Source organism: Photobacterium jeanii (genome assembly GCF_001650345.1).
Classification (GTDB): Bacteria; Pseudomonadota; Gammaproteobacteria; order Enterobacterales; family Vibrionaceae; genus Photobacterium; species Photobacterium jeanii.
Window position 1 is genome coordinate 281,607 of record NZ_LVHF01000028.1, and the last position, 12,990, is coordinate 294,596.

13 protein-coding genes are annotated in these 12,990 nt (G+C 45.1%); 11 read left to right on the forward strand and 2 right to left on the reverse strand.

The window, feature by feature from the left end; all coding sequences use genetic code 11:
- The first annotated feature begins 10 nt into the window (after positions 1–10).
- The 4 genes from amrS (at position 11) to A3K86_RS14235 (ending at position 3,261) form a co-directional block, all read left to right on the forward strand.
- Entirely contained in the window at positions 11–1,108 is a 1,098-nt protein-coding gene (amrS, locus tag A3K86_RS14220; RefSeq protein ID WP_068332262.1) for an AmmeMemoRadiSam system radical SAM enzyme, read from the forward strand.
- 193 nt (positions 1,109–1,301) lie between these two features.
- Positions 1,302–1,628 carry a glutaredoxin domain-containing protein gene (locus A3K86_RS14225; RefSeq protein WP_068332627.1) on the forward strand — a complete coding sequence of 109 codons (327 nt, stop codon included), beginning with the start codon at positions 1,302–1,304 and terminating at the stop codon, positions 1,626–1,628.
- A 92-nt stretch (positions 1,629–1,720) separates the two neighbouring features.
- The gene (locus tag A3K86_RS14230; protein WP_068332265.1) at positions 1,721–2,404 is read left to right on the forward strand and encodes an MOSC domain-containing protein; all 684 of its coding nucleotides are present in this window, start codon (positions 1,721–1,723) and stop codon (positions 2,402–2,404) included.
- Positions 2,405–2,574: 170 nt separating this feature from the next.
- Positions 2,575–3,261 (forward strand): TPR domain-containing protein, encoded by a 687-nt coding sequence (locus tag A3K86_RS14235; protein ID WP_084406619.1) that lies wholly within the window; start codon positions 2,575–2,577, stop codon positions 3,259–3,261.
- Between the two features lie 53 nt (positions 3,262–3,314).
- Here the strand turns inward: A3K86_RS14235 and A3K86_RS14240 are convergent, their stop codons facing one another.
- Both A3K86_RS14240 and nrfA read right to left on the reverse strand, forming a co-directional pair.
- Positions 3,315–3,980 (reverse strand): DUF642 domain-containing protein, encoded by a 666-nt coding sequence (locus A3K86_RS14240; RefSeq protein WP_068332268.1) that lies wholly within the window; start codon positions 3,978–3,980, stop codon positions 3,315–3,317.
- Positions 3,981–4,195: 215 nt separating this feature from the next.
- Positions 4,196–5,563, reverse strand: a complete 1,368-nt coding sequence (nrfA, locus tag A3K86_RS14245) for an ammonia-forming nitrite reductase cytochrome c552 subunit (RefSeq protein WP_232322007.1) — start codon at positions 5,561–5,563, stop codon at positions 4,196–4,198.
- Positions 5,564–6,165: 602 nt separating this feature from the next.
- Here nrfA and nrfB point away from each other — a divergent pair.
- From nrfB to A3K86_RS14280, 7 genes are all read left to right on the forward strand, one after another.
- On the forward strand, positions 6,166–6,783 hold the full coding sequence (gene nrfB, locus A3K86_RS14250; protein WP_068332271.1) for a cytochrome c nitrite reductase pentaheme subunit: 618 nt from the start codon (positions 6,166–6,168) through the stop codon (positions 6,781–6,783).
- Positions 6,780–7,469 (forward strand): cytochrome c nitrite reductase Fe-S protein, encoded by a 690-nt coding sequence (gene nrfC, locus A3K86_RS14255; RefSeq protein WP_068332274.1) that lies wholly within the window; start codon positions 6,780–6,782, stop codon positions 7,467–7,469. Before nrfB ends, nrfC begins: the two co-directional genes overlap by 4 nt.
- Positions 7,466–8,425, forward strand: coding sequence for a cytochrome c nitrite reductase subunit NrfD (gene nrfD / locus A3K86_RS14260; RefSeq protein ID WP_068332278.1), 960 nt, complete (start codon positions 7,466–7,468; stop codon positions 8,423–8,425). The genes nrfC and nrfD overlap by 4 nt, the downstream gene beginning before the upstream one ends.
- Before the next feature lie 72 nt (positions 8,426–8,497).
- Positions 8,498–10,774 carry a heme lyase CcmF/NrfE family subunit gene (locus tag A3K86_RS14265; RefSeq protein ID WP_232321996.1) on the forward strand — a complete coding sequence of 759 codons (2,277 nt, stop codon included), beginning with the start codon at positions 8,498–8,500 and terminating at the stop codon, positions 10,772–10,774.
- Complete coding sequence (locus A3K86_RS14270; protein ID WP_232321997.1) at positions 10,756–11,340, forward strand: DsbE family thiol:disulfide interchange protein; 585 nt, start codon at positions 10,756–10,758, stop codon at positions 11,338–11,340. The genes A3K86_RS14265 and A3K86_RS14270 overlap by 19 nt, the downstream gene beginning before the upstream one ends.
- A complete protein-coding gene (gene nrfF, locus A3K86_RS14275) occupies positions 11,340–11,879 on the forward strand; it encodes a heme lyase NrfEFG subunit NrfF (protein ID WP_232321998.1) in 540 nt (179 codons plus the stop codon). The genes A3K86_RS14270 and nrfF overlap by 1 nt, the downstream gene beginning before the upstream one ends.
- Positions 11,880–12,057: 178 nt before the next feature.
- Positions 12,058–12,981 carry a sugar kinase gene (locus A3K86_RS14280; protein WP_068332283.1) on the forward strand — a complete coding sequence of 308 codons (924 nt, stop codon included), beginning with the start codon at positions 12,058–12,060 and terminating at the stop codon, positions 12,979–12,981.
- Positions 12,982–12,990 lie beyond the last annotated feature (9 nt).

Below are 12,990 nucleotides of genomic sequence, written 5' to 3' on the forward strand. Positions count from 1 at the left end.
GTTTATTACCATGAGTAATGTTATTGCTAATTCCCCACCACGATTTGTGAGAACACAGTATTGGCAAAAGCTGGAAGATGGACGTATTCAGTGTGATGTTTGCCCTCGTCATTGTCAGCTACGTGAAGGTAAGCGTGGAGCCTGTTTTGTGCGGGCGGCTTATCAAGGCGAAATTGTGCTGACGAGTTATGGTCGCTCTAGTGGTTTTTGTATCGATCCGATAGAAAAGAAACCGCTGAATCACTTTTATCCCGGTAGTTCAGTGTTGTCGTTTGGTACCGCAGGTTGCAACTTAGGCTGCAAGTTTTGCCAGAATTGGAGCATCAGTAAGTCGCGTCAAATCGACACGCTGGGCTCAGCGGCGATGCCTGAGCAAATTGCATTAGCAGCAAAGCAGCACGGGTGTGAAAGTATCGCCTTTACCTATAACGATCCTGTGATTTTTTTAGAATATGCCCGCGATACAGCTCTTGCATGTAAAGCACACGGCATAAAGAGTGTCGCCGTGAGTGCTGGCTATGTGTGCGATGTCCCTCGGCGTGAGTTTTTTGCTCATATGGATGCTGCGAACATCGATCTTAAAGCCTTTACCGACCACTTTTATCGCAAAGTTTGTATGGGGCAGTTAGCACCTGTGTTAGATACGTTACTTTATCTGAAAAATGAAACGCAGGTTTGGTTTGAAATTACTTGTTTGTTGATCCCGGGTGAGAACGATAGTAACCAAGAGTTAGCCGCTATGTCGCGCTGGATAATGGATAACCTCGGCGATCAAGTCCCACTTCATTTTAGCGCTTTTCATCCTGATTTTAAGATGATGGATAAACCACGCACATCTGCTGAAACGCTGCTTAGAGCAAGAAAAATAGCCGTAGAACACGGCTTGAAATATGTCTATGTCGGTAATGTCCACAACGCGATGGCATCTAGCACGTATTGTCCGCATTGCCATCAAAGAGTCATTGAGCGTGATTGGTATCAGCTGGGTGAGTATCACTTGTCGGCAGAGGGGAGTTGCTTGCATTGCGGTGGTAAATTGGCTGGACGTTTCACGTCGAGCAAAAAACGTTTTGGACGTCAGCGAATTCCGATTAGAATTGGCGGTTAAATAGGCTGGTTAGTGTTAATCGGCTATCACAACCGCTTTGTAATGTCGGAGAACCCTCATGTCAGCACCTTCTTCTCGTATATTTTCGCCTCGTAATCTTGTACTCCTATTGTGCTTTGTTTTATCTTACGTGGCTTATCAATATTTAAGTCAGCCGCTACAAGCTGCGGTTATTACATCAGAGCGCGAAACTATGTCGGAAGCAACTCCATCAATGACTATTGAACAACTTTCTTCTTACCAAAACTTGGTGATCACTCAGCCTCGCTGCCCATTCTGTGTGAAAGCAAAAGCGATTTTGGACGATCGTGGTACCGAGTACACGACTTTGGTATTGGGAACGGATCTTGAAAAGCCAGAAATGATTGAGTTCATCGAAAAAGTTGCTAACACCACTGTTCGTACAGTGCCGCAAATTATTCTAGATGGTAAGTACATTGGTGGTCACGATGACTTGGTGGCATTTCTTGAGCGCCAAGACGATGTTGCTGACGCTGACATGAGTGATTTTGAACTGTAAGTTCAGAGATTGTTAAAGGCTCCGGTGGGAGCCTTTTTTCTATCTGAAATTTTCGTTTTGAATGCGGTTAGGGCCAGATAATAAGGATAACTATGTCACAACAAATTCAACTGTTTAAAGGGAAGGTTAACACCCGATTTGGTTTTGAATCAGGCTTAGATAAACAGGCTATTACTGAGCGTGTATTTTTATCTGAGCTTGGTTTAGAAGGCGATGAATGTGCCGATCCTAAACACCACGGTGGTAGTGAACGTGCACTACACCAATACCCAGCAGAGCACTACGATTATTGGCAATTACAGTTTCCTGATCGTGGTTGGCAAGCGCCGGGTATGGGAGAGAATCTTAGTAGCCGTGGTATGACGGAAAGTACGGTTTGCATTGGTGATCGTTATCAGTGGGGTGAAGCGATCATTGAAGTTAGTCAGCCGCGTTCTCCATGTTATAAGCTAAATAAGCGCTGGAATGCTGAAGGCATGTCAGAGCAAATGCAACAGCTTAGCTACTGTGGTTGGTTATACCGAGTGGTGCAAACAGGGTGGGTGAGCCAAGACGATGAGTTGGTCTTACTGTCACGCTGTGATGATGCGCTAACGGTGAAGCAAGTTGCTGATTATTTCTTTAATGATCCGCTAAACCAACAAGGTTTGGCGCGTATTGTGGCTTGTGAGACGCTGACTGAAAAATGGCGTTTAACGGCGCAAAAGCGATTGGCAACCAATGAGGTTGAGGTTTGGGATTATCGCTTGTTTGGTGAGCTAAGACAGACTCAATAACTTTAGAGATAATAAGCGCTGATTAACGTCACAAAGGTGATCCTGTTATTGATATAGGGTCACCTTTGTTGTATTTGCTTGATGTAGGTTAGTGCTGTAACACGCAGAGTTCGCTAGGCTGTGAGGGTTAGTCGCAAGTTTATAGTGCGATCAGGTTTTAGGAGCAAGTAATGACATTACAGACATGGATTGGGGTTATTGCCATGGTGGCAGTAGCAGGTCTGGTATTCTTTTATTGGCATCAACGCCAATTGAATAGAGCAGGGCGAAAACCACGCGCTGTGGTTTTCATTATCGCTCTGATGTCAGGAATGTCATTAGCCATGTACGCAGGGTTGGGTGAGGCAGATTTTGCCGTTCAATCTTCTCAACAACTGGCACAGCAAAGTGATGACAACGCCGAATTTGCAGGGTTAACGGCAAGTGAAGTGAATCAAAAGCGCATCACCATGATCCAAGAGAGCATAAAAGCGAATAAGCAAAACGGTGAGCTGTGGTACGCACTGGGTAATGCTTATATGTACGATAACGCGTTTGATCAAGCGGTAATTGCTTTTGATTATTCCCGTCGATTAGCTCCTGCACCACAAGCCAATATTTATTCTGCGCTGGCTTCTGCTCTGTATTATCAGCAAGGGCAGCGTATGACAGCCGATGTATCACAATGGTTAGATAAAGCGCTTGAATTGGATAAAGATAACTTCGCGGCTCTAACTTTGATTGGCTCGGATTATTTCATGTCGGCACGTTATCAAAAAGCGATCGATACTTGGGTGCAAATCCTTGATAGTGAACACCCAGATGCCGATCGCCCCGCTTTGATTGCAGCCATTAATCGTGCAAAGCAGTTACTGTAGACAAACGCTATTTAGAAAGTCGTTTCTGTTGCCATCATCGGTTTGCTTTATGGCTAGTCAAGCTTGATGCGAATGGGCTTTGGTTTTCGGTGGTAGCGAGCGCGTAATAGTAAGAATAAAAGCGCGAACGTGAGTGGAAAGATAAGCTCAGGCTCTGGAATTGGCAGACGATTTTGCGTGATCACAATGTTATCGATCAGATTGCCAAGCGTGCCACGATTGAGCGCAGTAAACGTGATGGTGGTAGTGTCAGATAAGGCGGTAAATTCAGTTGCGAAGTCTTGCCAGTTGAATCGAATATTGCTGGTCAGCACTTGCGAAAAGTCACCTGCGCTGACTTCAAATTGTTCATTTTTATTGTTGCGGCGCGCTGAATAGTTGAACGATAGGTCGTAAATGCCGCCCGCGACAGTATCGAAGGTTTGGTAGATAGAAAACTGGCCTTGGTTGGGATGGGCGTTTAGCTCGCCATACTGTTCACCTTCCGCGGCTTCAAAGCCAAACAATGAATCCCAAATTTCGACATTTGAACCTTGCCAAGCAAGGTTAGGTGTTCCTTGCGAAAAATAGCGCCAGCTGCGATCGGGAACATCAATGTCTTCAAACCCACCGTTTTTAATTAAGTTTGCTTGCGCGGCAGAAGAAAAAAGTATCGCGCACACAATGGTAAACAATAAAACTAAAATGAAGTTAAAGTGCTGACCGAATCCTTTCTTCATTGGTTCCTCCTGCCTCTTTATCCATAAAGTAACACAGCGATATTGATAGTGGTTGTGTTGCTATTCATATAGATTGATAGCAACTGCTTTATGCATAAAGTGTCGTACATGTAGGAGGGTTCTGCAATTATAGGTCGGCTATTTAGTGAAATAGATAAAAAACGGCGCAAGATCAGAGATCTTGCGCCGTGATATTATGAGTTACGTTTTGTTGATTAGTAAGTTGCTTCGCGCGCTTCTGCTTTTTTATCCCACTCTGGAACCACAGTTTTCAAGAAATCCTCTTTCTCGGCATTCAACTTGTCCATATCCATGCCAAGCGCTTGCTGTGCTTTTTCTTTGGTTGAAATGTCAGGAAGTTGAATTTCTTCTGTAATGCCTTTAGTGGCAAGTAAACGCACTAGCTTAGTACGTGCATCAGTTGCACGGTCAATGGCAGTACCTAGAATACGTAATGCGACTTCCGGTGCGTGCATGTGAACACCGTGTGATGCAATCGCGTAATCCCAGCGCCATTGGGCGTGGCGAATATCACGAAGAATTGGTTTCATCTCTTCTTCGGTGGCACCTGCGTCCCATGCGGCTTTTGCTTCAAAGTGGGCTGCAACAATTTGTTTTTCAGCTGTTAGTTTCAGCTCAAGTACGCTTGCTTTACGGGTTGAAACAATACCTTGTAACGCTTCTTTGGTTTGAGTATGACATTGGGCACAAGTGTCTTCGAAACGATCAAATGGGTTACCGATTTTGTGGTCGGTGTACACTTTACCGTCTTCGTTAGTGACCTTAGGCATATGACAGTCAACACAGGCCACATTGTTTTTGCCGTGGATACCATCACGCCATGTTTCATAACCTGGGTGTTGTGCTTTTAACATTGGGGCTTTAGATACACCATGGGTCCAATCTTTGAAGTCGATATTGTCGTAGTAGACTTCCATCTCATCCACAGTTGTGCCTTTATCCCAAGGGAATTTCACGGTTTTGTTTGGACCTGTGAAGTAGTATTCCACGTGGCACTGACCACAGGTTTGTGCTTGTTGGTCGAAGCGTGATTGATCTTCAAACTTCATACCAATGGTTTCCATCGCACGTTCAGCGTAAGGACGGGAAAGTTTAAGTGCAGGCTTTCCTTCAGCGAAATCTTTGCTGCCAGTGTCGTGACAATCCGAACAACCAATTGCGTTGTTGATTTCACTACCAAGGCGTGCCCATTTGCCCGCGAAATAACCGTCTTCGCCGCGCTCGTCGATTACACGTGCCACGTCAGGGCTCTTACAGCTCCAACATGCCATTGGCATAGGGCCTGATTTGTCGTCTTTAGGACCACCAGTACGTAGGGTTTCACGCACATCAGTGACCGCATAATAGTGCCCACGCGCTTTGTTATAGTCTTTTGCAAAACCATAACCAGCCCACAGGATCACCATATTGGGATCTTGTTTTAGTGCGTCAGTGATGTGCTCACTTTCTTTAGTGGCTTCCCAGCTTTTGTATTGATCGGCATGTGCGGCTTCAAAAGCCTCGTTACGCGGTTCAATACGTTGTTTTGCTGGGGCTTCTTCGGATGCCTGCGCTGTTCCTATAAAACAAAACGCTGACAATAAAACTGCCGTAACGGCATTATTTAGCGTCCATTTCTTACTCACGGTAATTACTCCAGAATTTTTTATTGTAAATAAAGCCAAGCGTTGTGAATGCGACTAATTTGCAAATAAAGTTAGGAGTTCCAAATAAAATAATAACAAAAAATGTAAGGTTGTTATTGAAAGTTAATAGCGGTTTGTTTTGGATCAAATTTGAAATGTTACAATCGTGATCTAAATGGCAGGAATATGCATTTAACCCTAAAGTGGTATTTACACTTTGCGTGTTTTTATAAAGTCGAATTTTAACTTTTACTCTTTAAATTCATATAATTAGCCGTGTTTTGCTTTTGATCTTAATCATAAAATATTTATTTTTGATGCTACTTAATGGGTATTTTGGGCTTCGATCAATTTTTTTCATAAATAAATATCGTCTAATATCTATGTTAAGCGTTGTGGCTAATGTTTATTGTAAATGAGAATGGATTCTATTTGGGCTTGGTGTGCGTAATTAAGCATATTAAATCTAGTTAATAATAAAGTAACTGTAAGCACCGAGTGTTTGTTAATAGCAAACAAAATGGAATAAAAGGTGAACAATGGGCATTTATAAGATGGCCGTCAGTGCAATTACAACCTGTTTGGTTGTATTGGGCATGACAGGCTTTTCCCTTAGTGTTGCCGCGGATTCTGAGAAACAGCCAGTCACAACGCAAGCTGCGCCGTCACTCTCTTCGCCCGCGACTGAACACGTCGTAACATTCATACGGGATCGTAACTACGCTTGTACCCAATGTCATAAAGACAGCAAAGATGCATTGCTAGGGGCACATGCGAGCGCGATCCATTCCCAAACGAATCGCAATATTGGTTGTGTTGATTGCCACAGTACGATTGGTGAAAACCATCGCGACGGTGCTGAGCAAGTGACTAAATTTGCGCCTTCACAAACTGTGGCGGGAACGGTTAAGCCTGCGGCGGATCCTCTATGGATCAAAAAGCAGAATGAAACCTGTACCAACTGTCACGATAACCCTGACGAGCTACGTCAAGCGAACTGGACGCACGATGTACATGCACTCGATTTGTCTTGTGCTTCTTGCCATAACGTCCACCCAAGCACTGATCCAATGAAAGGCATCACCAAATCATCCAAGATCAAGATGTGTGTTGATTGTCACTCTGATCAGCGTAAAGCCAAAGGAGACAAAAAATGACGTGTTCAAGACGTAATTTTCTGGCTGGTGCTGGTGCGGTGATTTTCACCACGGGTGTGGCGGGTCATGCTGCATTAGGCCGTAAGACGTTAGCAGCAACCATGGAAGATGGCACTAAGCGCTACGGTATGGTGCATGATGAAACCTTATGTATCGGTTGTACGGCTTGTACTGAAGCGTGCCGCGAAGTGAATAAGGTACCAGAAGGGGTGTCACGCTTAGAGATTGTGCGCAGTGAACCACAGGGCGAGTACCCCAATATAGATTACACATTTACTCGTGTTTCCTGTCAGCACTGTGAAAATGCACCTTGTGTCTACGTGTGTCCAACAGGCGCGGCGTTTAAAGACCCTGAAACTGGGATTGTGGACGTTGATGCGTTTAAGTGTGTCGGTTGTGGTTATTGTTTGGCGGCTTGTCCCTACCAAGTGCGCTTTTTCCACCCTGAAACAAAATCAGCCGATAAGTGCGATTTTTGCCGTAAGACCAATCTTGCCGAGGGTAAGCAACCGGCTTGTGTCGAGTCTTGTCCAACGAAAGCACTGACTTTTGGCGACTTAAACGATCCAAATAGTGAAGTATCGCAATTGATCACTCAGAAGACGGTTTATCGCGATAAGGTCGAACTCGGTACTAAGCCACAATTATACAAAGTGCCGCATCAGAAAGGGGAGATAAAAGGATGAGTACTACCTTTGCAGATGCATTCTATTTTGACTCCTTAGTGTGGGATTGGATCATCGCGATTTACTTGTTCTTGGCTGGGATGTCAGCAGGGGCGGTGATGATTGCGATTTACTTAAAACGTAAAGTGATCCAAGGACACCCATCAACCAATGGCATTATTAAGGCAACCGCGATTTTAGCGCCATTTGGCATTATCGTGGGGCTATTGATCTTGGTGTTCCACCTGACCAAGCCGTGGTCGTTTTGGAAGATCATGATTTTCTATAATCCAACGTCGGTGATGTCGATGGGGGTCATTTTATTCCAAGTTTATATGGTGGTGCTGTTTGCTTGGATTGCGGCTATCTATAAAGATGAGCTGTTAAAATTGCTCAACGGACGTTTGCCTATCGTCGGCACTGTCATGAAGTATGTGACACGTTATGAGAATGCGATTGAGCTGTTCCTCGCTTTCTTGGCGGTGATGCTGGCGGCATACACAGGTTTCTTGTTGTCAGCACTTAAAACCTTCCCGTTACTAAACAACCCTGTGCTACCGATTCTATTCTTGTTCTCAAGTTTGTCATCGGGCGCTGCAGCTTGTTTGATGTTCGGCGTGGTGTTCTTCAAAGAATCAGCGCATAGTGCAAGTGTGAAATGGGTTCACCGTTTTGAGCGTCCTGTTGTGGTGTTTGAGTTGTTCGTGTTGTTCGCTTTCTTTACCGGTCTTTACTTTGGTGGTGGACAGAAAGAAGCGGCGGCGATGGCTGCCATTGGCGGTGGCTTTTGGGCATCGTGGTTCTGGTATGGCGTGATTGGAGCGGGGATGCTACTACCGCTAGGCTTGAATGCTGTTAGCTCCGAAGGGGTGAAACACAATAAAGCCTTCATTATGTTGGTAACCACTTTGAGTTTGCTAGGCGTGCTGATGTTGCGTACTTTCATTCTCTATGCAGGACAGATGACGGTTGTTTGATTGCGCGTAAAGTCATGACTTTACCTGTGATGAATAATCATCATTGTAAGTAAAAAGAGTGGTGCTGCTTTTGTGTTTGCAGACAGTCAACACAAGGCAGCATCACTTTCTAGTACCAATCGGGTTGATGAGATTGGTCTGAATATTGGATGTTTTATGCTGGCTGAATACGGACACTTTGCGTTAATTCTCGGTTTTTGTTGTGCAGTGTTAACTGCATTGTTACCGCTTGTCGCGCGGTACACTAAGGCGTCATACCTTAATTGTTATGTGTGGCCATTAAGTTATGTTGCTTTTGCCGCTATTACGACTTCGGTTGTGTTGCTGGCTTTTTGCTTTGCGTTTGATGATTTCTCGGTGGCATACGTCGCTCACCATTCAAATAGCCAACTGCCTGTGTTTTTTAAAGTGGCGGCAGTGTGGGGCGGGCACGAAGGGTCGTTTTTATTTTGGGTGTTTTCGTTAAGTGGTTGGGCTGCATTGGTCGGCTGGCGTTATCGTCATTTACTCCGTATTTATACTGCGTCTAATAAGTTAGATGTCGCACAGACAAAAGATCACCAACACTTTGATTTCATTACTCGTGTACTCGCAATTTTGGCAGCCTTGGTTGCCGTTTTAGCACTATTCACTTTGCTGGCGTCAAATCCTTTTGAGCGCTTATTACCAGTGCCTTTGGAAGGGCGCGATTTGAATCCTATGCTTCAAGATGTGGGGCTTATTTTCCATCCGCCAATGCTCTATTTAGGCTATGTCGGTTTTGCGGTTACTTTTGCCTTTGCTGTAGCTGCACTGAGCTTTCCAACACCGCAGTGGCAATGGGCTGCAATGAGTCGGAGTTGGACTCTTGCGGCGTGGAGCTTTCTTACCGGCGGTATTGCGCTTGGTTCATGGTGGGCGTATTACGAGCTCGGTTGGGGCGGCTGGTGGTTTTGGGATCCTGTTGAAAACGCTTCCTTGTTACCTTGGCTGACGGCAACGGCCTTATTGCATTCATTGATTGTCACAGCGCAGCGACGGATGCTTGCAAGTGGGAGCTTGTTGCTGGCTATTTTCACTTTTTCGCTCAGTTTACTCGGTACTTTTATCGTTCGCTCTGGAGTTCTGACATCAGTTCACGCATTTGCGCTCGATCCCACACGAGGCTTGGTGTTGCTTGCTATCCTAGCTGTGATCTTAGTGATAGCTCTGACTTTGTATGCGGTGCGTGGTGGGCAATATAGCCAGCCTGAACAACTTGGAATGTGGACGCGAGCAACGGCATTCTTGGTAGGAAATAGTCTTTTCGCAGTTGCAACACTGACCGTGATGCTAGGGACTTTTTACCCTATGGTGTTCCAAGCCTTTGGCTGGGGCAATATCTCCGTGGGTGCACCGTATTTCAACACGGTTTTTACCCCTATCAGTTTGATGATATTTGCAGTAATGGGCATTGGTGTGCTGATGCGGTTACGAGCAAGCCAAGAAGACTTTTTGATCACTCAGTTATTAACTCCGCTATCGACGGCCATCATTGGTGGCGTCGTGTTATCGGTATGGATTGAGCGCGGCGTGAACTTGATGGTTTGCGCAGCGCTCATTTGTGCCTTGTGGGTAACATTGACTGCGATTCAATCTTTTTGTGCTGCGATATTTGCCGCCAGTAAACAACAGACCAAGCAAGACACACCCTCGATGAGAATAAAAACGTCGATGATACGTTGGCGTTCAACCGCGATGTTATTAGCGCATGTTGGTGTGGCTGTTGCGATTGTTGGCGCCACTTTAGTGAGTCATTACTCGCGTGAGTCGAGTCAAAAAATGGGGCCTGGCGATCACCTCGTGTTGGATGGTATTCGATTTGAATATGTTGAAACAGAGTATCTGGTTGGCGCTAATTTCACCGCCGAGCAGGCTAACATTGCCTTGTTTAATCAAGAGGCTTATGAGGCTGAAATGCCTGATCATCAGCGTGATGTTTCAGCATGGAATAGTGCTTTTGGTCAGCAATACTTTTTAGGGTGGATAAAACCGCAACGTCGTCATTACACAGTACGGACTATGAATATGAGTGAGCCGGGGATCCGTTGGTGGTGGCATGGTGATGTGTACATAACGCTAGGTGAGAAATTGAATGCCACCGATTATGCAATTCGTATTCAGCATAAACCCTTTGTTCGCTGGTTATGGCTTGGCGCCGTGTTGATGGTGTTTGGCGGTAGTTGTGCTGTTGTCGCAAGATGGAAAGCGCGACGTATGGTCAGTCAGCTAGCAAATGAAAATGTCTCGTCACAGCTTTCTCCTCAAGGAAATCTACCGCAAGGCGAGCATGCGAAGGATGCCAATTTAATATGGAAGCAGCAAGTATGAAGCGGTTTGTCCCTCTATTGGGCGTGTTGTTGTTAGGTGGGTTGATCTTGTATGCGATGCAAGATCCTGAGCTTGGCGAAGTCTCACCGATGGCGGGTAAGCCAGTGCCTGATTTTCAGTTGACGGTACTAGAATCACAAACGTCTGCTGCCTTCGGTATGGTCGATCAACATGCGCTGATGGGAAAAGTTCAACTGTTAAACGTGTGGGCTTCATGGTGTGGTGTTTGTCGTTCGGAGCATGATTTTTTAATGTCGCTTGAACAGCAAGGTTTGAGCTTGGTTGGGCTGAATTATCGCGATAAACGTCAAGCAGCGATGGCGAGTTTACGAGAGCTAGGCGACCCTTATCAAACCGTGATTTTTGATCCTCAAGGCAAACTGGCCTTAGATCTTGGCGTGCTAGGTACACCAGAAACTTTGTTGATTGATAGCCAAGGGATTGTTCGCCAGCGTTACGTTGGGGCGCTAGATAAACAAGTTTGGCAGCGATACTTTGTACCCGTTCTTGAGCAACTTGATAGCGATGTAAATCATGTCACTGAAAGTAAAGAGAGCCGTAGCTAGTGAGTGATAAGTCTTTAATTTCTATCCAAGGGTTCATGCTGGAGCTTGTTCGAAGAGCCAACTCAAGCGTTAAACGTTATGCGCAATTGAAACCAAGATTTAACTGGAGCCTGTTGGGCTTATTGCTTGTGTTAACTGGAGTCATCACTCCGTCAGCCGTTTTTGCCGCTCAGAATGTCTTTGTCGCGGCGGATGAAACTGTGGTTGAGCAAGTTGCAACGTTTACTTTTCGTTCAGCATATGATCAACGCCGTGCTATTGATTTAGCAAAAACATTGCGCTGCCCTCAATGCCAGAATCAAAACTTGATCGAATCAAATTCTCCAGTGGCGAAAGACTTGCGTCTCAAGGTCTATCAGATGGTCGACCAAGGCAAAACCGATCAGGAAATTATCGAGTTTATGACCAGCCGCTTTGGTGATTTTGTTAGGTATAACCCTAAATTTGCACCTAATACTTATGTGCTTTGGTTAGGACCATTGTTGTTACTTTTATTGTTTGGGTTTGGTATTTATCGCAAAGTCGCCAAGCGCAATTAACCTTCGTTGTGGTTAGTTAATTATGAGTTGAAATCGATATCGCGCTGATGTGCGATAGCTTTCAAAAGTAGAATAATGTGCTTTAGTGGCATGTGAATACAATGCTTGTCGCTACTGAAAAATGACCTGTTCCGACTACCTTTAATTATTATTAGGTCTTAACGCAAAAGGTGACAGTGTGAAAATTACATTTTTTGGCGAATGTATGGTGGAGCTTAGCGGGCAACCATTGCTGCGCACCTTTGGTGGCGACACACTGAATACAGCACTTTATTTAGCGAGGCTAGGTGGTAAGCGTAACATTCAAGTGAGTTACGCGACGGCATTGGGTGTTGATAACATTTCACAAGACATGCTTGTAGCATGGCGACAAGAGAACATTAATACTGAGTTAGTTCGTACTATTGAAGACAAATTACCAGGTTTGTATTTGGTTGAAACCGAACCTTGTGGTGAGCGACATTTTCATTACTGGCGCAATGATAGTGCAGCTAAGTTCTATTTTGCTGAGCCAACGGCTTCACCCCTCGAACAAGCAATTGATGCCCATAGTGTTGATGCTTTGTACATCAGTGGGATCAGCTTGGCAATCCTATCAGAAGATGCCAAAGCAGTTTTGGTGACTCTATTGGAAAAACACAAGCAAAACGGTGGTAGGGTTTTGTTTGATAACAATTTCCGCCCACAACTGTGGACAGCAAAACAAGCGCAGTATTGGTATTCTCAAGTTCTACCCTTTGTCGATATTGCGTTGATCACTGAAGAAGATGACAAGCTCGTTTGGGGTGAAGGAGATATAGTTCAGCGTTGCCAGAATTTTGGTTGCCAGGAAGTGGTGATTAAGCGTGGAGCTGAGCCATGTAAAGTAGCCACCGAGTTACAGAGTGACTCTCCGGAAGTGTTGTATGTTGCAGCAACGAAAGTAAGCAAAGTGATAGATACATGTGCGGCTGGTGACTCATTTGCTGCTGGCTATTTAGCTGGACGGTTAAGTGGTGAATCCGCTTCAGCTTCTGCGGAATTAGCTCACCAATTGGCAGCTATCGTTATCCAGCATCGTGGTGCTATTATTCCTCTCGATACGATGAAAGATATTATTTAGGAAGATAGG

Excerpts from the sequence above, each read along its gene's own strand:
- nrfB (WP_068332271.1), top strand. The coding sequence starts at position 6,166 with ATGGGCATTTATAAGATGGCCGTCAGTGCAATTACAACCTGTTTGGTT.
- A3K86_RS14270 (WP_232321997.1), top strand. The coding sequence starts at position 10,756 with ATGGAAGCAGCAAGTATGAAGCGGTTTGTCCCTCTATTGGGCGTGTTG.
- A3K86_RS14235 (WP_084406619.1), top strand. The coding sequence starts at position 2,575 with ATGACATTACAGACATGGATTGGGGTTATTGCCATGGTGGCAGTAGCA.
- A3K86_RS14230 (WP_068332265.1), top strand. The coding sequence starts at position 1,721 with ATGTCACAACAAATTCAACTGTTTAAAGGGAAGGTTAACACCCGATTT.
- A3K86_RS14240 (WP_068332268.1), bottom strand. The coding sequence starts at position 3,980 with ATGAAGAAAGGATTCGGTCAGCACTTTAACTTCATTTTAGTTTTATTG.
- nrfD (WP_068332278.1), top strand. The coding sequence starts at position 7,466 with ATGAGTACTACCTTTGCAGATGCATTCTATTTTGACTCCTTAGTGTGG.
- amrS (WP_068332262.1), top strand. The coding sequence starts at position 11 with ATGAGTAATGTTATTGCTAATTCCCCACCACGATTTGTGAGAACACAG.
- nrfC (WP_068332274.1), top strand. The coding sequence starts at position 6,780 with ATGACGTGTTCAAGACGTAATTTTCTGGCTGGTGCTGGTGCGGTGATT.
- A3K86_RS14225 (WP_068332627.1), top strand. The coding sequence starts at position 1,302 with ATGTCGGAAGCAACTCCATCAATGACTATTGAACAACTTTCTTCTTAC.